Here is a 19388-nt window from a genome sequence, read left to right as displayed (position 1 = left end):
CACGGACGTCGGTGCCTCGTCCGGCTAAGGCACTCTAGCGCCAAGTGCAAAACTGATGCTCAACGGGGCGAGATAAAGGGGTTTTTCTCGCAATTGCGTCAAATCTTATTCCGCCATTGGCGGTCGTGGGCGTAACCATGTTTGATGAAGAAATACGTGGTTGAAGTGGTGGCTGGGGAAGCGGTCACATCCAGGCAGTCGGTCCACGCGCACAGCGCCGCTGCGGCGGCATCTCGTGCAACCGGGCGGGCAGTGCGAATCCGAGCAAATGAAGAACTTTGGGTCAGAGTGACGGACGAGCAGAGTCGGATCGTCTACAAATACGCCTTTCAGTGAACGAGATGGGCCGGAATTCCATGGCCCCGGCCTCCGCTACCCAACGGAGGAACCCACGCCCCGGCAAGGGCGCGGGGCCGGTGTCGCACACCGATCTGCGAGGCTTGAGGGGAACTCATCGCAGACATGCTCAAACTGCGCCCGGACGCTCTGATTCCGATCGTCACAGAAAAACGCGGCGACCGGCGGCCCGCCATGGGCTGCAACCGCTATCGCGCAGGCAGAGCAAGAGAACGCGCTAGCATCTGTTATTCAGGGCAGACCTAGCCAAAGGAGGCGCCTACCGTCAGTCTGCGCCCTTTTTGACCGCCTTTGCCTGGGGCTCTTCTGTGCTGAACAATTCCCAACGCCCGCGTACCAGCCGTGTAATGCGACCTGTCGCGAAGCGCGGTCCTCGCTCTGGCGCATGACCGCGCCCATCATATCTTTCGTAGCTGGCACCGTCTCTTCACTGAACGCACCTAGCAAGGTCTTCCGTCGATGGCGCTTGACGAACGGCACTGACGTGCGGCCGTGAGTCTCTGGTCCAAGCAGGCCCGCCCTTTGGGCGTCGGGCGGGCCTGTGCCGGAGAATGGGGGATGAGCTCCGACTCGGCACCGGGATAGCTAGGAGCGGGGTGCCATGATATCGAACCAGTATTCGCTAAAAAAGTTCCTAGGTCCGCTCTCGATTGTCCTTGCTTGACCTAGCTGAAGTCACTCGAGCTCGCGCAGCCTTCGAGCTTCCTTGACGAGCACGGCGAGATTGTCTCCATGTTTTCGGATCAATTCCCGGGCCTGTCGCTCTGTGATCCCGTTCACCGCGGAGAAATAGGCGAGCTGCTCTGGATCACTCGTCGAAATGCGATTTGGATCGCGGACGTCGCTATCAGCGCTTTCACTCCCGAAATTCAGAACGTTCACATGAGCGCGCACGACATCCTCGCATCAGCTTGTGGGTCGGGCCTGCCGGACGATACGGCTGCACAGAATAACCGAAAATGAGCCGGCTCGCCCACTGGAGTCTCTTGGTTCTTCGCAGCAAGTACATAGCTGGCCGCTCCCTGCTGGACGCGACCGAACCATGTCCGAGAGACATTGTTCCCGACGGCGATCTCATTCGTCGGACCGGTCGCAACTCTACGCGGCACTAAACTTGCAGGGATGCCCCGCGATCTGGCGGCGAGCGGGTCAAGCCGCTTTCGAAAGCAGGGACACGTCGAAACTCGCCAACCCGTAGCGCCAGCGATGGTTCGTCGCCGCAACGCGACTCTGGTAAAAAAGGGTGAGCCTGTCGCCATCGATCATCACGGTCGAATGGCCGTTTTCTCCAGGCCCGCCCGGATCGAGCACCGGCCCGATCGAGGAGTAAGGTCCGGCAATGGTGTCAGCGACGGCGAAAAACACCCGCTGCCGACTGCCTCGCGGTCCATGCGGAAGGAAGCAGGTGGCGTTGAGGAGCACGCGGCCGTCTGGAAGTTCCACCAACTGGGCACCTTCAATCCCCCATTCGTAGTCGGGATCGTCCCGCGTGTTGTGGTGGGGAATGTCATTGTGGTCGAGGATTTTGCCCAAGCGCTTCCAAGGCCCGAACCATGAATCGGACTGGCTCCGGGACAGATAGATGTCCGGCTGCGGTACGCGGGTGAATTTCGGCATGCCGGAATAAACGAGGTAACGCTTTCCGCCGATGAGAGCGGGGTGCGGGTCGTAGATGCCGTCTTCATCCGTGTCCGGCACGGACAGAATTGCCGGATTGAGCACAACCCAGTTGAACCCGTCATTTGACACCGCGTGTTCACAGCGACCGCCGGATTTCATGAACTCGGTTTGGATGAACATATGGAAGACGCCGTCTTCGTGCACGACACCCGGCGCCGCGACGCCCGAGCCCGTGACCGGAAGCTCGATCGGCTCGTGCTCCGTCCACGGTCCATGCAATTCAGGCGCGGTCGCGTGAAGGATCTTCCAGGTCTCGCTGGTTACCGTGCCGCTCGACCCGAATACATGCCATTGCCGGCCGTCATAGACCGGGCATGGATCCTTGAGATCGTCCACCGCTTGTGGGTGAAACAACGGAAACATATTCGTCTCAAAGTCGATCTTCATTTTTCTGCCCCAGCGATTGCCGGTCGTTAAGCGGCCCTGCGGTTCGGCCCGGCGAATCAATTCAAGCCATCGGATATTTTAGCTGCTGATCCAACAAAAATGCGGCACCCGAGCGGCCGTCCCCAGAAAGCTGCAGCCAGAGATGCCGGACGCTCTGGCCGGCGCTCCGCCTGCATATCGCTCAAGGGCTGGAACAAGTTACTCAGCGGACAGTTAGACATGCGACAGGAATAGCTTCCTGCATCTCGCGATTAACAAATGTTATTCGCAGTCTAAACGGTCATGTCACCAAGGAAAAACTTATATGGATGCGGCAATAAGAATACCTGCCACCATCAAAACCAGAAAAGAACAAGATTTATTGATATGCTTCTCACATTTGCGATGGAATTTTGTCTATCAACGCCCCCAGCACCTTCTCACGCATGCTTCGAGAGAGCATCAGATCGTCTACTTCGAGGAACCCGTCTTCGAAGAATGCTCCCACTCGTCCATTCGGTTTTGCGACGCTGCCCCGGGCATTCGCGTCGCGACCCCTGTGCTGCCAACCGGAACCAGCCCCGCCAGGGCCGACGCTATCCAGCGCAGATATCTTGACCGGATCGTCGCGTCGACCCCGCACGCTCAGCTGACTGCCTGGTATTATACCCCGATGGCGCTGCGCTTCAGCGCGCATCTCAACGTCGACGTATGCGTCTATGACTGCATGGACGAGCTTTCAGCGTTCAAGAATGCGCCGGCCCAGCTTGCGCTCCTGGAACGGGCGCTCTTCGAACGCGCCGATGTGGTCTTCACGGGCGGCTTAAGCCTGTTCGAAGCGAAGCGTTGCCAACATCGGGCGATCTATCCTTTCCCCAGCAGCATTGACGTCAACCACTTTCACAAGGCCAGGGCGCCCGGCGACGAGCCGGCGGATCAGCTCGCCATCCCGCATCCTCGCGTTGGCTTCTTTGGAGTCATCGACGAGCGCCTCGATATCGACCTCGTGGCGCAGGCTTCCAAGAGGATGCCTGACGTGCACTTCGTGATGCTTGGTCCGGTCGTCAAGATCGACCCGGGCAGCTTGCCCAGGGCCAATAACCTGCACTGGCTCGGCAGCAAAGCCTACAAGGATCTGCCCGATTACCTCCGGCATTGGGATGTCGGGTGGATGCCGTTCGCCCTCAACGAAGCAACACGCTTCATCAGCCCTACGAAAACTCCCGAATTCCTTGCCGCCGGCCTGCCCGTGGTCTCGACTGCGATTGTCGATGTGGTGCGAAGCTACGCTGCCGCCGGCCTTGTCGACATCGCGGACGCCGAGGACATCGAGGCCAAACTGCGCTCCGCACTCGCGCAACCGCGCGAAATGCACCTGCCAGCGGTCGATGCCTACCTAGCCAAAATGTCCTGGCAGCGGACGTGGGATGCCATGGCCGCCCACATCAAGAAAGCCGGTGCAAGCAAGAAGGTCGTGCCCTTCCGCAGGAGCGCATGACATGTTCGATTGGCTGATCGTCGGAGCCGGCTTCGCCGGCAGTGTGCTCGCGGAACGGATCGCCTCGCAAAGGGGCGAAAGCGTTCTCCTCATCGACCGTCGGAGCCATATCGGCGGCAACGCGTATGACTGCTACAACGAAGCCGGCATTCTCATCCATCGTTATGGACCGCATATATTCCACACGAACGCCCAGTCGATTGTCGATTACCTCTCGCAATTCACCGCCTGGCACCCGTACGAGCACCGTGTGCTCGCTTTCGTGGACGGCAAGCTTCTGCCGATCCCGATCAACCTCGACACCATCAACCGTCTTTACGGTCTGGAGCTGAGCTCGGCAGAGCTGGAAGAGTTCTTCGCGTCGCGGCGGGAAACCGTCGAGGAAATCCACACTGCCGAAGATGTGGTCGTCAGCACCGTTGGAAGGGAACTCTATGAGAAATTCTTCCGCGGCTACACCAGAAAGCAGTGGGGGGTCGATCCCAGCCAGTTGAGCAAGTCCGTGACGGCCCGCGTTCCAACAAGAACGAACCGCGACGATCGCTATTTCGGCGACAGCTTTCAGCAGATGCCGGCCAGCGGCTACACGCGCATGTTCGAACGGATGTTGGACCATCCCAACGTCAAGATCATGCTGCAGACCGATTATCGCGAGGTCCGAGAGCGAATTCCCTTCCGGCGGCTGATCTACACCGGGCCGATTGATGAATTCTTTGACTGGAAGCTGGGCCGCTTGCCCTACCGCTCACTGCGCTTCGAGCATGTCACCCTCGACTGCGAGCAATTTCAGCCGGTAGCTGTGGTGAACTACCCGCAGACGGAAGCCTATACCCGCATCACGGAGTACAAGCATTTGACTGGCCAGAGGAACGTCCGGACCAGCCTCACCTACGAATACCCGACAGATATCGGCGACCCATATTACCCCGTGCCGCGTCCGGAAAACGAGGCGCTCTACAAACAATATGAAGCGCTCTCTGCCAACTGCCCTGGCGTGTGGTTCGTTGGCCGTTTGGCGACATATCGCTACTACAACATGGACCAGGTCGTGGGGCAGGCCCTGGCCACTTTTGCCCGTATTCAGAAGACTATCCCAGCCTCAGATCGCGCACCGCAACCGGCACTCGCAATCCCCGTCTAGATGCCGTCTGCGAAGCGATGCTTAATGTTGCGCACACAACGAACCGTCATGATGCCGGACCCGGAGCTGCAAGTTGAGCGATAGTCTCGAAATCTGGGGCGGCGTTGAATGTAGCATTGTGCGCCTGCGCGAGCGGACCCGCGATCAACTCCGCGAGACCGGCCATTTCGACCGTGCCGGCGATCTCAGCCTGATAGCCGAGATGGGTATCAAGACCGTGCGATACCCCGTGCTCTGGGAAGTGGTCGAGGGCGATGGTTCGCGCGACTGGCGGTGGCCGGACTCGCGTCTCAACGAATTGCGACGGCTTGGCGTGAGGCCGATCGCGGGGCTGGTCCATCATGGCAGCGGACCGAAATCGACCCATGTGCTTGATCCGGACTTCCCCGAATTGCTGGCCAGGTATGCCGGGCAAGTGGCGCGACGTTATCCCTGGCTGGAGATGTTCACGCCGATCAACGAGCCACTGACGACAGCGCGCATAAGCGGCCTCTATGGGCTTTGGCATCCGCATGGCACCTGCGAGGCAACCTGCTTCCGATTGACCGTCGCGCAGTGCCGCGCAATCGCCATGGCCATGAAGGCAATCCGCAAACACATACCTGGTGCGCAACTTGTCCAGACCGAAGATTTTGGGCGGGTGTTCTCCACGCCCCGGCTCCGTTACCAGGCCGACTATGAAAACGAGCGGCGATGGCTGGCGCTTGATCTGCTGAGCGGCCTGGTTGACGACGACCATCCATTCCACCGGCGGCTGCTTGACGCGGGCGTGGACCGCCGCCATCTCGTTGAGCTGACCGCGGACCCTTGCCCGCCCAACGTCATCGGGATCGATTACTACCTGACAAGCGACCGCATGCTCGACGACGATCTGCGGCGGTATCCGGGCGAGCAGACCGGGGGGAATGGCGTCGACGCCTATGTCGACATCGCTGCAGTGCGGTCCCAGATGCGCGACCACGCACGTTTACGGTTCCGGCTAAAGGAAATTTGGGATCGCTACCGCAGGCCAATCGCCGTCACCGAGTTGCACAACGGATGCACGCGTGAGGAACAGTTGCGGTGGCTGATCGAGGGATGGCACGAAGCCGAGGCGGGGAGGCGCGACGGAGCCGACATTCGCGCCATAACCGCCTGGTCACTGTTCGGAGCCACCGACTGGAACTCGATGCTGGTACATCAAAAGGGCTATTACGAGAGCGGAGCCTTCGACGTGCGGGACGCGAGCCCCAGAAAGACCATCATTGCGAGCGCTCTGAGTCAAATCGCAAAGGAAGGTGCATTCGATCATCCCGCGCTCGATCGGCCCGGTTGGTGGCGAACGGAGTGCCCACCAATAAAGCCTGCACGGACAATGCTTCTGGCAGGGTTTGGCCGAATGGCGTCAGTCATCGAGGAGTGTTGCCACATTCGTCGCTTGGCGGTTCGCCCAACGCCAGCGGACAAGCTCACGCAAGAGCTGGCGCAGACGAATTCCTGGGCGGCGATAAGTGTTGACGAAGATCGGTCCTCGCGAGGATCGCTGTCAGCTCTAACTAATCTTCGCTGTCGGTTTCCCGGCACCGCCACGTTGGATCTGCAAGCCGCCCGTACGATCGGCATGGTCGAGACTGCCAACGCCTTCCTTGACCTCGTAGTGGACGGACAAACGGGGACGTTCAGGTTGCTGCGGGCGGGGCCTAACAATCAGTATTGGATAGGGACTGTCGCAGGAGACGAGAGCGGCGCCAGCTACGCGGTCTAAGCCGTTTACGCAGAGTTGCGATCTCGCTGTAGGCGCGCATGGTGACCGAAGCTGTCGACGGACCAGCCGACGACCCCTTCAGACGTCTCTAAGGAACATCACCCGATATACCAAGTTCGGAGTTGGAGGTGACGTGATCACCGCCCAGAACCGGAGATTATCGATGGCCGAAGATATGTCCCGCAGGCAGGAGCAGAAAGGTACGGCGCGCATCGTCGGCTGGGGAGCAGCGCTAATTTTAGTGCTGTTCTTGTGTTTGCTTGCTTTCTTCATGCTCGCGCGCTCGATGGAATCGAGGCAGACGCCGGGCTTAAAGCGCACGCCGGAACAGAACGTTGGGCAAGGCAACGCCCCAGCGGATAGCCGACCATCTCCCGGCGTCCAGAAAGATCCCCTCGGGAACTACAAGCTTCCCAACCAACAGGGAGGGTGACGGCATACGGTTTCCTTAAGGTCGCCCGTGAGCACAGACCTTTCTCGGTAGTGGGTCAGGTTGGCAGGCCCAACTTTTTTCGGATGAAGGTCAAATGCATTTCGTGCTGGCGCTAAGGATCGAGCAGCGTTGCGAGGATTTCTTCTGCCTCTCCCATAGGGAAGCCTTTTTCCTTGAACGCTTGGATGATCTGGTGTTGGCGCGCGATGTGCTGGCTAAGCGGACGTGACCCTCTACCGTTTCCAGCTCACTTGGATCGTGCCGCATGCCTTCAGGCTAAGCAGCTGCGTCTGGACGGGCGCCGGCTCACTTCGAAACTCGCGCCGATCTGCCGCGCTAACCCGTCAACAAAGCGCAGACCCGACGCAGACGATCGCACTGAACTGAGTTCGAAGCCCGACCCCTCACCAGGCTAATGCCTTCGCCGCTTCGTCTGATGGAAACCCGGATGGCTCCGCGCCCGTTTCCGGGTAACCCATACTTCACCGTTTATCAAAAGCTCGTTGATAATAGCGCCAACGACATTGATGTCGTTTGGCAGTTGGATTGGATTTGCCTCGTCCAAGTGAACGCCGGAAGGGAATATTGGTTTTTGCTGTCTTGCGAACAGCTCACAGGACAGGCTCGGCTCCGAAGTTGACTGGCCCGGCTAAGCCGACCCCAAATCTTAGCCTAGCGGCTTTCGCGATCGCTTCGCCCCTTGTGCCCGGCGCCGCCTCGTAGCACGCGAGCGCTTGCTGAGCACCTCCTCGATTTCAGCTGCCGTCAAATGCTCGAGACCGACAAAATCGTTCTTGGCTTTGCCGGAGCGGATCAACTCGTCGAGCTTAGCCTGAACCGCTACGCCGTCACGGTTCTGGGTGTTCTGGATGAGGAACACCATCAGGAAGGTGACGATGGTGGTGCCGGTGTTGATGATGAGCTGCCACGTCTCCGAGTAGTGCATGACGGGGCCGGAAATCCCCCACACCGCCAGAGACAAGAGACAGAGCGCAAAGGCCCATGGGCGTCCGCACGCGCGGGCCACACTGCCCGCCAGCCGGCTGAAGGTCTTTTCCAGCTGGTCCCCTATCTGCTCTGTCACGGCTGTCACTGAGCAGGGCTGGTCAGCTTTTTCCTGGTGCGGCTCGGTCGGCTTGCCCTCAATCGCATGGCTCTGACGAACGCAATTGCGCCCATGTCGCAGCCGTGACGGGAAGGACCGTTGGAGCTTATGATGACTTTGGCTTGTTGGACGGTGAGCCCGTATTTCCGGGCGAAGGTCACTACATCGTAGGCATCGGCCCAGTTCTCGATATCTTTGCTCATTCTGTCCCGTGTCATGGCTAGAGGTTCCTCACAACGTTGCGTGCGCCAGGAGGTTGCAAAGTGATTGCCCGGGAGAGCAAGCGGGTATCATAGGAACGTAAGTCGCCTGAGCAGAATACGGTGGGTTACTAGCCGGCTCATTGCGTCGCAGGAACTTGATAGTGGCCGGGAACCATTCGCCTCGTCCGAAGTTTCTTCACGGCTTATCGCGTTTGACGGGACATCAATGGCAAAGACGAGGCCCTCCGGGCTGGTAGACGACCTCGTGTCCGTCAACTACGAAGACTTCTTCGAGAATGCTGCCGTTGGCCTGCACATCGTCGACGCGGACGGCCGCATCGTCCACGCAAACTCTGCAGAATTGCGCATGTTGGGCTATGAACCTGCCGAGTATATTGGGCAGGAGATCGCCGGTTTCTACGACGACAGAACCGTCATCCGCGACATCATGGATCGCCTCGCACGGGGCGAGAAGGTCCACCGTTATCCTGCGCGGCTGAAGGCTCGGGATGGCTCATTGAAACATGTGGAAGTCAGCTCCAGCGGGTCCTACAAGAGCGGCCGCCTGGTCCACACCCGCTGCTTTACGGTGGACGTGACACCCCTGAAAACAGCCGAACAAGTGATCGGCAGGCAAGAGCAGCGCTTCCACCAGATCCTGGACGCCCTGCCTGTGGCGGTTTACACGACCGACGCCGGAGGAACGATCACCTACTACAACCAGGCGGCGGGCGCACTGGCGGGCCGCGAGCCGAAGATCGGGCAGGACAAGTGGTGCGTGACCTTTCGGCTCTTCACCCCCGAAGGCGAAGAGTTGCCGCATGACCAGTGTCCCATGGCTATCGCGCTCAAGGAAAATAGCCCGGTCCGCGACGTCGAGGCCATCGCGCAGCGTCCAGACGGCTCGCTCTTTCCGTTCACGCCATTCCTTACCCCGTTGCGTAACGAGCGCGGAGAGCTGACCGGCGCCGTCAACATGTTGCTCGATCTAACCGACCGCAAGCGCGGCGAAGATGCTGCCCAGCACCTCTCGGCGATTGTTGAGTCCTCGTTCGACGCGATCATTAGCAAGGACCTCGAGGGGTTCATCAGAACCTGGAACAAGGGTGCCGAGCGGCTGTTCGGCTATACCTCAGAGGAGGCGGTTGGGCACCACATCACCATGCTCTTCCCGCCGGAACACGTGGACGAAGAGCCCATGATCCTCGATCGCATTCGCCGCGGCGAACGCGTCGAGAGCTTTGAAACCGTCCGCCGGCGCAAGGACGGCACCGAAATCCCGGTGTCACTCACCATCTCGCCCGTGCGTGACGCAACCGGCCGTATTGTCGGCGCCTCCAAGATCGCGCGCGACATCACGGCCGCGAAGGAGAGCGAGCAGCGTATCCGCACGCTGATGCGGGAGGTGAACCATCGCGTGAAGAACCAGTACGCCGTCATCCTGTCGATGATCCGGGAGACCAACAAGCGCTCGGAAAGCCCCGACGTTTTCGAGAAGCGGGTCCGCGAACGTATCATGGCGCTCTCGCGCTCCCACGATCTCCTGGTATCGGCCGATTGGAAAGGGGCCACCGTGGCCGACCTTATCCTAGATCAGGTCAAGCCATTCGGGCGGGAGGACGCCATCTCCCTGCATGGCCCTCTCCTCGTGCTGACCCCAAATGCGGTCCAGTATCTCGGGATCGCGTTCCATGAACTCAGTACCAATTCCGCCAAATACGGGGTGCTGTCGGGCCACAGGGGCTCGATAACGCTGACTTGGGACGTGACTGACCTTGACGGTGTCCGAACCTTCCATCTGGAGTGGACCGAAAAGGACGGGCCGGAGGTCAAGACGATCGCCCACGATGGATTCGGAACAGTCGTGCTGAACCGGGTGGCACCGGAGGCGCTGAACGGGATTGGCGGGGTCACCTACGACGCCGACCGGGTGGTCTGGACACCTCGAGCGCCTATGGCATTTGTGGCAGCGGATGATCGCAGCGCAGCTTAATGTGCGATCGGCACGGCCTCGCCCTGGCTTATGAGGTGACGGTGGCTGGACCGGGCGTGGCCCTAACGGAGGCGGGGCGGGCAATCACCTTTTCAGGCTCCGTTCCGATTTGAAATTCACAAGCCGGGGTGACCTACCGCGAGGCCACGCTCGCCACGGAGACCGAGTGTTTTGCTTAACCGGCTTTGTCGAGAACGTCGCGGATCTTCGCCGCGAGCTCTTCAAATGAAAAGGGCTTGGAAAGGAGCTGGACGCCCTTGTCGAGCCTGCCGTAGTGGACGACGGCGTTGCGCGAATAGCCGGTGGTGAACAGGGCCTTGAGGCCGGGCCGGAGTTCGGCAGCCCTTTTGACAATATCGGCGCCGGTCATGCCGCTGGGCAGGACAACGTCGGTGAAGATCATGTCGATGCGGACATTGTCCTCCAGGAACGCCAGTGCGGCGGATCCGTCACGGGCTTCCAGAACGAGGTAGCCGAGCTCCTTCAAAGATTCACCGTGTAAGCGCGCACATCGAAGTCATCCTCCACCACCAGGATCGTCTCGCCGGTGGCAGCTTCGGGGACGGGCAGGACCTCCGGGGCATCCTCAATCGACGCCTCGGAAAGGAGCCGCGGGAGGTATATCTTGACGGTCGTGCCCTCCCCGACTTCGGAGTACAGTTTGACGTGGCCCTTGGACTGTTTGACGAAGCACCGCGAGTCCAGGGGTGGCAAGCTGATTGGGCCTTGCCAGCGGACGAAGGTGCTCCAGCAGGGCTTCGCGCTTCGCCTCATAGGCGCGCTTGGTGCGCCGGAGATGGCGGATGTAATGACCCTCCCGCATGAATTCGGCGGTCGCGAGTTGCACCGCCGGCCCGGGTGGGGGCGTCAGGCACGCCGCTACCTGCGCGAAGCGGCTGACGAGTTCGGCCGGCGCGATCACGAAGCCCAGCCTGATCGTCGGGCTGATCGTTTTGCTGAATGAACCGATATGGATGACGCGTCCATCGCGGTCGAGCGACGCGAGCGCCGGCGCGGCCCTGCCCGTCAATTGCAGCTCACTCAGATAATCATCTTCGATGACCCAGGCGCCGTTGGCCGCGCTCCATTCGAGCAGGCGAAGCCGCCGTTCAAGCGAGAGGGTGGCCCCCAGGGGCGCATGCTGGCCAGGTGTAACGAGGACAGCTTTGCATGCGGATGATGGCGAAACGCCTGGTCGATATCAATTCCATCCCGATCGACCGGGATCGGAGCGAGGGAAAGGCCCGCAAGCTCCAGCCCCTTCCTGGACCATGGGAAGCTGGGTTCCTCCACCCAGGCAGTGCGCCCCTCCAAGCGTAGAACGTGAAGCGCCAGGCCAAGCCCCGCTGCGAAGCCGCCGGTGACGATGACCTGCGATGGAAGGCAATTGATACCCCGGGCGACGGCAAGATAGCCCGCGATCTCTCATGCGTGTTACCGACGATTTCGCCCGAGGACTGAGAAGCTCTTTGGCTCTCCCCAGAATTCACCGGTCGCACTCTGCGACCTTGAGCTCGGGAAGCCGGCACTGAAGCGCCTGGAGGCGAGCCATGGTTCAGCCCGCGGTTCGCCAATGCGTGAAGCCTGCACCGCAAGAACCGTCGCGACGGCGAATCCTTTTTACGCGCCGTTGGCCGACAGCCCGACGAAACGGAATGCCCAGCTTCGCTCTGCCGGGACGTCATCATACAAGAATCTGATTTTTGTATGTTGACATTATTTCCTGCCGATCCTACCGATGGCGGAATTGGGAGGATCGATGTGGCTGGACTGACCGATCCCGACCTGCTGTTTCCGCCGGAGGCGAATTCGCGCGCATTGGCACGCGCGCTTTACGCCTCGGTTCGGGACCTGCCCATCGTCAGCCCGCACGGTCATACCGACCCGCGCTGGTATGCGCTCAACGAGCCGTTTCCGGACCCCGCACAGCTGCTCATCGTGCCGGACCATTACATTTTCCGGATGCTGTTCAGCCAGGGCGTGCGGCTGGAAGAGCTCGGCGTGGCGAGCCTTGACGGCTCGCCGGTCGAGAACGACGGCCGGGCGATCTGGCGGCGCTTCGCCGAGCACTATCATCTCTTCCGCGGCACGCCGACGCGGCTCTGGCTCGACCATGTGCTCGAGCATCTGTTCGGCATCGAGGAGCCGCTCACTGCGGCCAGCGCCGACCGCACCTACGATAGGATCGCCATGCTGCTGCAGCGCGACGACTATCGTCCGCGTGCGCTGTTCGAGCGCTTCAACATCGAGGTGATCGCCACCACCGAAGGCGCGCTCGATGACCTCAAATGGCACCGGACGATCCGCGAAAGCGGCTGGGGCGGCCGCGTCGTCACCGCCTACCGGCCGGACGCCGTCGTCGATCCCGATTTCCAGGGGTTTGCTTCCAATCTCGATCGGCTCGGCGACATCACCGGATGCGACACCGGCAACTGGGCCGGTTATCTCGAGGCGCACCGGAAGCGGCGCGCCTATTTCAAGGAATTCGGCGCCACCTCGTCCGATCACGGCCATCCCACCGCCGAGACCGCCAATCTCTCCGACGCGGCGGCTGAGGAGCTGTTCAACCGCATCCGCCGCGGCTCGGAGGACGGCCGCGAGCGAAAATTGTTCCGCGCCCAGATGCTGACCGAAATGGCCAAGATGAGCCGCGACGACGGCCTGGTGATGCAGATCCATCCCGGATCATGGCGCAATCACTCGCCTTCCGTTTTCCAGAAGTTCGGCCGTGACAAGGGCTTCGATATCCCGACCCGCACCGATTACGTGACGGCGCTGAAGCCGCTGCTCGACTGCGTCGGGCTGGAGCGCGACCTCGCGATCATCCTGTTCACGCTGGACGAGACGAGCTACGCGCGCGAGCTGGCGCCGCTCGCCGGCGTCTATCCGGTGCTGAAGCTCGGCCCGGCCTGGTGGTTCCATGACAGTCCGGAAGGCATGCGCCGCTTCCGCGAGATGACCACCGAGACGGCCGGCTTCTACAACACCGTCGGCTTCAACGACGACACGCGCGCCTTCCCCTCGATCCCGGCGCGCCATGACGTCGCGCGCCGCGTCGATTGCGCCTTCCTGGCGCGGCTGGTCGCCGAGCATCGACTGCGCGAGGACGAGGCGCATGAGCTGGCCGGGGAGCTCGCCTATACGCTTGCCAAGAAAGCATATCGCCTGTGAGCAGAGCGCTGCAATGTCAAGGGAGGAAGTCATGTTGCATTTTTCGAAATTGTTGGCGGCCACATTCGCCGTCGGTTCGCTGATGGTCGGGGGCGCAGGCCGAAACAGTCCTGCGCTCTTCGGACACCCATCCCGACGGCTACCCGACGGTCGAAGCGGTAAAATATATGGGTGACTTGATCAAGCAGCGCACCAACGGACGCTATTCGATCGAGGTCTATCACTCCGCGCAGCTTGGCGAGGAGAAGGACACGATCGAGCAGACCCAAAGCGGGGTCATCGACCTCGATCGCGTCTCGATGGGCCCGTTCAACGGCATCGTGCCGGAAACCGCCGTGCCGTCGCTACCCTACATGTTCCGCTCGGTCGAGCATATGCGCCACGTCATGGACGGGCCGATCGGCGACCAGATCCTGAAGGCGTTCGAGGCGCATAACCTCGTCGGACTGGCGTTCTACGATTCGGGTGCGCGCTCCTTCTACAACACCAAGAAGGACATCACCTCGATGGCGGACATGAAGGGCATGAAGTTCCGCGTCATCCAGTCCGACGTCTTCGTCGACATGGTCAATGCGCTCGGCGCCAACGCCACCCCGATGGCCTATGGCGAAGTCTACTCGGCCCTGCAGACAGGCGTTATCGACGGCGCCGAAAACAACTGGCCGAGCTTCGAGTCCGCCAAACACTATGAGGTCGCGAAGCATTACACGCTCGACCAGCACCAGATCGTTCCGGAAGTGCTCGTCATGTCGAAGGCGAGCTGGGACAAGCTCACGCCGGAAGACCAGGCGATCGTGCGCCAAGCGGCCAAGGACAGCGTCGTCAAGATGCGCGAGCTATGGGACGCGCAGGAGAAAAAGTCGCGCGACATCGTCGAGAAGGCAGGCGTCAAGGTGAGCGAGATCGACAAGCAGCCCCTGATCGACGCAATGAAGCCGGTCTACGACAAATATCTGTCGACGCCGGAACTGAAGGACCTCGCCGCGCGCATCCAGGCAACCCAATAGACTGTTCGCAGACATGGTGGCGCGGACGATTGCGCCACCAGGCTGGGAGACGCACATGAAACCATTCTGGCTGGCAATAGAGCGGCTGCTATCGCAGATGGCGAGGCTGGCGCTGTGGGTCAGCGGTGCCGGGCTGACATTGATGACGGTGATCATATTCTGGCAGGTGTTCTCGCGCTATGTCTTGAACAATTCACCGAGCTGGACCGAATCGTCCGCTGTGCTCCTGATGGGCTGGTTCATCTTCCTGGGTGCGGCCGTCGGGGTTCGTGAGCGCACCCATCTGGGCTTCGACGTGCTGCTGTATTTCTTGCCCCATGCCGCCAAGGCCGTTCTGCGCAGCATTTCCGATGTCGTCGTACTCGCCTTCGGCTCAGGCATGGTTGTCTACGGCGTCCAGCTCACAAGGCTGACCTGGAACACGGTGATGCCGTCCCTCGCGCTCCCTGGCGGTGTCAGCTTCCTGCCGGTGATCATGGGTGGCACGCTTGTTTGCCTGTTTTCCATGGAGCGGCTGGCCGGGCGATTTGCCGGCATGCCCGTGGACGCCGATCAATATGCCACGGGCGAGGAGGACCTTTGATGGCGCTGACTGTCCTGTTCGGCACCTTCGTTTTCCTGCTTATCATCGGCACCCCAATCGCGTTTTGTCTTGGCGTCGCCAGCTTCGCGACAGTGCTGGTGCTGGGCCTGCCGCCATTGGTGGTATTCCAGCGCCTCAACTCCGGCGTCAGCGTGTTCTCGCTGATGGCCATCCCGTTCTTCATCTTCGCCGGCGACCTGATGGTGCGCGGCGGCATCGCCGCCAAACTGGTCGCGCTAGCAGGCGCGTTGGTCGGTCACCTCCGTGGCGGGCTGGGTCAGGTCAACATAGCCGCGTCGACGATGTTCGGCGGCATTTCCGGCTCGGCGGTGGCCGATGCTTCGGCAGTCGGCGGGCTGATGATCCCGCAGATGAAAGCGCGCGGCTACAGCGTCGACTACGCCGTCAACATCACCTCTGTCGGCRCCATCATTGCGTTGCTGATCCCTCCCTCACACAACATGATCATCTACTCGATTTCGGCCGGCGGGCGCATCTCGATCGCCGATCTGTTCACCGCAGGCATCATACCGGGCCTGCTGCTGGCGCTGTCGCTGATGATCACGGCTTACTGGGTCGCCAGCCGCCGCGGCTATCCGACGGAGCCCTTCGCCGGCTTCGGCCGCGCGCTGCAATTGCTTGTCGCCGCAATTCCTGGTCTCATCCTGATCGGCATCATTTTTGGCGGCGTGCGCTCGGGCATATTCACGGCGACCGAAAGTTCCTGCGTTGCTATCGTCTATGCCTTTCTGGTGACACTGCTGGTCTATCGTTCGATGGGCTGGAACGACTTTGTCACCGCCACAACGGCAGCAGTGCGCACGACCGCGATGGTGCTCATGATCATCGGTTGTGCCGCTGCCTTCGGATGGCTGCTGGCCTACCTCAGGGTGCCGGCAGCATTGGTCGCCTTCCTGCAGGCGATCTCCGGCGACAAGCTGGTCATCCTGCTCTTGATAAACGTGGTGCTGCTCATTCTCGGCACCTTCATGGACATGTCGCCGCTGATCATCATCACAACACCGATCTTTCTGCCCGTGGTCATGGCCTACGGCGTCGACCCCGTGCATTTCGGAGTTATCCTGATCCTGAATCTCGGTATCGGCCTGTGCACACCGCCAGTGGGAGCGGTGCTTTTCGTCAGCTGCGCGATTGGCCGCATCCCGATCTGGACAGCGATGCGCTCGATCTGGCCATTCTACGGAGCCGCCTTTGCCGTGTTGATGCTTGTCACTTACGTACCGGAAATCTCATTGTGGCTACCAAGCCTCTTCCACTAGGAGTTAGCCACGTGTCGGCCACCTCAACCGACCTCAGGGTCGAGAGAAAACCGAAGCTGTCGGAAAACGTCGTCACAGCGATCCGCAAGCAGCTCCTGGCAGGCGAGATCCCGCCCGGACAAAAGCTGCCGACAGAGGGCCAGCTGACCGAGACTTTCGGGGTCAGCCGCACCGTTATCCGGGAGGCGCTGGCCAAGCTTGCCGCCGACGGCCTCGTCGAGCCGCGGCAAGGCGCCGGCGTCTTCGTCACCGAGCATATATCGACGACGTTCGGCGTCTTGGCCGCCGACATGGGCAGTAAGGATTCCATCGCGCTCAATGTGCTCGAAGTGCGCCTGGCGATCGAGATCGAATCGGCCGGGCTGGCCGCCATCCGCCGCAACGCCGCGCAGGAGGCTGCGATCCAGGAGGCCTTCTTCGAGTTCGAGCGTCTTTTGCTCGACAGCCAGCCGACCGGCCCGGCCGACCTTGCCTTCCACCGCGCGATCGCCAGCGCCACCAACAACCCGTTCTATGTCGAGATGCTCGACGTGCTCGGGCGCCGCGCCATTCCCTGCGACGTCACCTCACCCTGGTCGACCGAGCTCGTCCAGTCGGACGAGTACCAGCGCGGCCTGCAACGCGAACATCTCGTCATTTTGAACGCGATCTCGGCCGGCGATGCCAATGCCGCGCGCGAGGCGATGCGGACGCATCTCTCCGCCAGCCAGCAGCGCTACCGCGAGCGGCTGCAGGCTAGGCAGGCCTATTACGCCAATTCGCTGAAAGCCGCGTCGACCGAGTGATTATCAGGCAAGGGCAGACATGGACCAGAGACACACCGAGTTTTCGTCGCGCTTCGCCATCGATCCGGCGGCCGCGGCAGCCATGGGGACCGATGAGTTGCGCCATCATTTCCACATAGGCGGCCTGTTCAAGCCCGACCTCGTTAGCCTGACCTATACCCATTACGACCGCATGGTCGTCGGCGGCGCCATGCCGGTCGACAAGATCCTGCCGCTCGAGGCGATCAAGCCGACCGGCACCAAGGCCTTCCTCGAGCGCCGCGAGCTGATCGCTGTCAACATCGGCGGCGCAGGCACCATCACTGCCGACGGGGTTCCTTACGAGATGGCGGCGCTCGACATGGTCTATCTCGGTATGGGCACCGGGCAGGCGTCGTTCGCCTCGGCCGATCCAGACAATGCGGCAAAGTTCTACCTGCTCAGCGCGCCGGCGCATCAGACCCATCCCAGCCGCCTGATCCGCATCGGCGACGCCAGGCGGCTTGACCTCGGCAGCCAGGCCACCAGCAACGAGCGCTCGATATTCCAGTTCATCCACGCCGATAGCGCAAAAACCTGCCAGCTCGTCGTCGGCATGACGCAGCTCGCGCCGGGATCGGTCTGGAACACCATGCCCTGCCATGTGCATGACCGGCGCATGGAAGCCTATCTCTATTTCGACCTGGCCGAGGGCCAGCGCGTCTTCCACTTCATGGGCGAGCCCGACGAGACGCGCCACATCGTCATGCGCAGCGAGGAGGCGGTGCTGTCGCCGGGCTGGTCGATCCATTCGGGTGCCGGCACTTCCAGCTACGCCTTCGTCTGGGCGATGGCCGGCGACAATGTCGATTATACCGACGTCGACCAGGTGACGATGGATCAATTGCGGTGAGCGATCTTTCCGCCTTCAGCCTCACGGGCAAGCGCATCCTGGTCACCGGCGCCAACACGGGCATCGGGCAAGGCATCGCCGTGTCGATCGCGCGCGCCGGCGGCCTGGTCGTCGGCGTCGGCCGGTCGGCGATGGACGACACCGCCGGGAAAGTCGCGGCCGTGGGCGGCAGCTTCGAGGCGGTCARGTCCGATCTCGGCGATCCGGCGGAGGCCGCGGCGATGCTCGACCGGGTCTGGGGCGAGAGCGGCCCGCTCGACGGCCTCGTCAACAATGCCGGCATCATCCGGCGCGCCGATGCGGTCGACCTCAGCGAAGCCGACTGGGACGAGGTGATGGACGTCAATTTGAAGACGGTTTTCCGGCTCTGCCAGAGCTTTGCCAGGCGCGTRCTGGCKGAGCCCGGACGGCGCGGCAAGATCGTCAACATCGCCTCGGTGCTGAGTTTCCAGGGCGGTATCCGCGTCGCYTCCTATACGGCCTCGAAACACGGSGTGCTCGGCCTCACAAGGCTGCTCGCCTGCGAGTGGGCGGCCAAAGGCATCAACGTCAACGGCATCGCGCCAGGCTATGTCGAGACCAACAACACCGAGGCCTTGCGCGCCGACCCGGACCGCAGCGCCGCCATCCTCGGGCGCATCCCCGCGGCGCGCTGGGGCCGGCCGGAGGATATCGGCGATGTGGCGGTTTTCCTGCTCTCGCCGGCRTCGGACTACATGCACGGCGCGATGGTGCCGGTCGATGGCGGCTGGCTGGCGCGATGACGTTTCTACYTACTTCGAACGGAAGCTGAGCGATGACCGATATCTTTTCCCACGCGGGCGGAAAAACCTGGGAGCCGACGCCGGACGGCAACAGGCGGCGCGTGCTGGTGCACACCGATGAATTGATGATGGTCGAGTTCGCCTTCGACAAAGGCGGCGTCGGRGCGCTGCATTCGCATCCGCATGTCCAGGCAAGCTATGTCGCCGAGGGACGCTTCGAGGTCACCATCGACGGCCGATCGGAGATCCTCGAAACAGGAAGCAGCTTCATCGTGCCGTCCAACCTCGTGCATGGCGTCAAGGCGCTGGAGGCCGGCCGCCTGATCGACAGCTTCGCGCCTTACCGGGCCGATTTCCTGGGCTGAGTACCAAAAGAAAAGCCCGCGCCGTCGGGCGCGGGCTTGTTG

At 61.5% G+C, this 19388-nt stretch carries 19 protein-coding genes and 2 pseudogenes; 14 read left to right on the top strand and 7 right to left on the bottom strand.

Features of this window, described 5'->3' with window-relative positions:
* Positions 1-1032 precede the first annotated feature (1032 nt).
* Both LCM4577_RS20805 and LCM4577_RS20800 read right to left on the bottom strand, forming a co-directional pair.
* Positions 1033-1239: a DUF3606 domain-containing protein gene (locus tag LCM4577_RS20805; RefSeq protein WP_157901219.1), complete on the bottom strand. Its 207-nt coding sequence runs from the start codon at positions 1237-1239 to the stop codon at positions 1033-1035.
* Between the two features lie 267 nt (positions 1240-1506).
* Entirely contained in the window at positions 1507-2424 is a 918-nt protein-coding gene (locus LCM4577_RS20800; protein ID WP_041005796.1) for a hypothetical protein, read from the bottom strand.
* A 304-nt stretch (positions 2425-2728) separates the two neighbouring features.
* Between LCM4577_RS20800 and LCM4577_RS20795 the strand changes: the two genes are divergently transcribed.
* The 5 genes from LCM4577_RS20795 (at position 2729) to LCM4577_RS20775 (ending at position 7448) form a co-directional block, all read left to right on the top strand.
* On the top strand, positions 2729-3901 hold the full coding sequence (locus LCM4577_RS20795) for a glycosyltransferase (protein WP_041008481.1): 1173 nt from the start codon (positions 2729-2731) through the stop codon (positions 3899-3901).
* A gap of 1 nt (position 3902) precedes the next feature.
* A complete protein-coding gene (gene glf / locus LCM4577_RS20790; protein ID WP_071073191.1) occupies positions 3903-5042 on the top strand; it encodes a UDP-galactopyranose mutase in 1140 nt (379 codons plus the stop codon).
* A gap of 73 nt (positions 5043-5115) precedes the next feature.
* Positions 5116-6786 (top strand): family 1 glycosylhydrolase, encoded by a 1671-nt coding sequence (locus LCM4577_RS20785; protein WP_064745031.1) that lies wholly within the window; start codon positions 5116-5118, stop codon positions 6784-6786.
* Positions 6787-6949: 163 nt separating this feature from the next.
* Positions 6950-7219 (top strand): hypothetical protein, encoded by a 270-nt coding sequence (locus LCM4577_RS20780; protein WP_041005973.1) that lies wholly within the window; start codon positions 6950-6952, stop codon positions 7217-7219.
* 94 nt (positions 7220-7313) lie between these two features.
* Positions 7314-7448, top strand: a complete 135-nt coding sequence (locus tag LCM4577_RS20775; RefSeq protein WP_274534972.1) for a hypothetical protein — start codon at positions 7314-7316, stop codon at positions 7446-7448.
* A 438-nt stretch (positions 7449-7886) separates the two neighbouring features.
* Here the strand turns inward: LCM4577_RS20775 and LCM4577_RS20770 are convergent, their stop codons facing one another.
* Both LCM4577_RS20770 and LCM4577_RS20765 read right to left on the bottom strand, forming a co-directional pair.
* A complete protein-coding gene (locus tag LCM4577_RS20770) occupies positions 7887-8303 on the bottom strand; it encodes a low affinity iron permease family protein (protein ID WP_338012042.1) in 417 nt (138 codons plus the stop codon).
* 5 nt (positions 8304-8308) lie between these two features.
* The gene (locus tag LCM4577_RS20765; protein ID WP_041005801.1) at positions 8309-8527 is read right to left on the bottom strand and encodes a hypothetical protein; all 219 of its coding nucleotides are present in this window, start codon (positions 8525-8527) and stop codon (positions 8309-8311) included.
* A 226-nt stretch (positions 8528-8753) separates the two neighbouring features.
* Here LCM4577_RS20765 and LCM4577_RS20760 point away from each other — a divergent pair, with 226 nt between their 5' ends.
* Positions 8754-10520, top strand: a complete 1767-nt coding sequence (locus LCM4577_RS20760) for a PAS domain S-box protein (RefSeq protein ID WP_052468980.1) — start codon at positions 8754-8756, stop codon at positions 10518-10520.
* 175 nt (positions 10521-10695) lie between these two features.
* Here the strand turns inward: LCM4577_RS20760 and LCM4577_RS20755 are convergent, their stop codons facing one another.
* The 3 genes and pseudogenes from LCM4577_RS20755 to LCM4577_RS20745 all read right to left on the bottom strand — a co-directional run.
* Positions 10696-11007 (bottom strand): response regulator, encoded by a 312-nt coding sequence (locus LCM4577_RS20755; protein ID WP_071033818.1) that lies wholly within the window; start codon positions 11005-11007, stop codon positions 10696-10698.
* Complete coding sequence (locus LCM4577_RS20750; RefSeq protein WP_244508395.1) at positions 11004-11234, bottom strand: hypothetical protein; 231 nt, start codon at positions 11232-11234, stop codon at positions 11004-11006. The genes LCM4577_RS20755 and LCM4577_RS20750 overlap by 4 nt, the downstream gene beginning before the upstream one ends.
* Positions 11191-11945, bottom strand: a pseudogene (locus tag LCM4577_RS20745) (PLP-dependent aminotransferase family protein); the annotation flags it as partial. The gene LCM4577_RS20750 and the pseudogene LCM4577_RS20745, both read right to left, overlap by 44 nt.
* A 336-nt stretch (positions 11946-12281) precedes the next feature.
* Here LCM4577_RS20745 and uxaC point away from each other — a divergent pair.
* From uxaC to LCM4577_RS20705, 8 genes and pseudogenes are all read left to right on the top strand, one after another.
* Positions 12282-13691, top strand: a complete 1410-nt coding sequence (gene uxaC, locus LCM4577_RS20740; protein WP_071073188.1) for a glucuronate isomerase — start codon at positions 12282-12284, stop codon at positions 13689-13691.
* Between the two features lie 31 nt (positions 13692-13722).
* A pseudogene (locus LCM4577_RS20735) lies at positions 13723-14698 on the top strand (TRAP transporter substrate-binding protein).
* A gap of 55 nt (positions 14699-14753) precedes the next feature.
* The gene (locus LCM4577_RS20730) at positions 14754-15281 is read left to right on the top strand and encodes a TRAP transporter small permease (RefSeq protein ID WP_041002693.1); all 528 of its coding nucleotides are present in this window, start codon (positions 14754-14756) and stop codon (positions 15279-15281) included.
* Positions 15281-16561 (top strand): TRAP transporter large permease, encoded by a 1281-nt coding sequence (locus LCM4577_RS20725; RefSeq protein ID WP_071073184.1) that lies wholly within the window; start codon positions 15281-15283, stop codon positions 16559-16561. The genes LCM4577_RS20730 and LCM4577_RS20725 overlap by 1 nt, the downstream gene beginning before the upstream one ends.
* Before the next feature lie 11 nt (positions 16562-16572).
* Positions 16573-17346, top strand: coding sequence for a FadR/GntR family transcriptional regulator (locus LCM4577_RS20720; RefSeq protein WP_041002689.1), 774 nt, complete (start codon positions 16573-16575; stop codon positions 17344-17346).
* Positions 17347-17365: 19 nt separating this feature from the next.
* Complete coding sequence (kduI, locus tag LCM4577_RS20715) at positions 17366-18217, top strand: 5-dehydro-4-deoxy-D-glucuronate isomerase (protein WP_041002686.1); 852 nt, start codon at positions 17366-17368, stop codon at positions 18215-18217.
* Entirely contained in the window at positions 18214-18981 is a 768-nt protein-coding gene (gene kduD / locus LCM4577_RS20710) for a 2-dehydro-3-deoxy-D-gluconate 5-dehydrogenase KduD (protein ID WP_071073182.1), read from the top strand. Before kduI ends, kduD begins: the two co-directional genes overlap by 4 nt.
* 32 nt (positions 18982-19013) lie before the next feature.
* The gene (locus tag LCM4577_RS20705; protein WP_071073180.1) at positions 19014-19346 is read left to right on the top strand and encodes a cupin domain-containing protein; all 333 of its coding nucleotides are present in this window, start codon (positions 19014-19016) and stop codon (positions 19344-19346) included.
* Positions 19347-19388: the final 42 nt, after the last annotated feature.

It is taken from the genome of Mesorhizobium sp. LCM 4577 (assembly GCF_001854795.2).
Classification (GTDB): Bacteria; Pseudomonadota; Alphaproteobacteria; order Rhizobiales; family Rhizobiaceae; genus Mesorhizobium; species Mesorhizobium plurifarium.
This window is presented reverse-complemented; position numbering and strand designations above follow the sequence as displayed.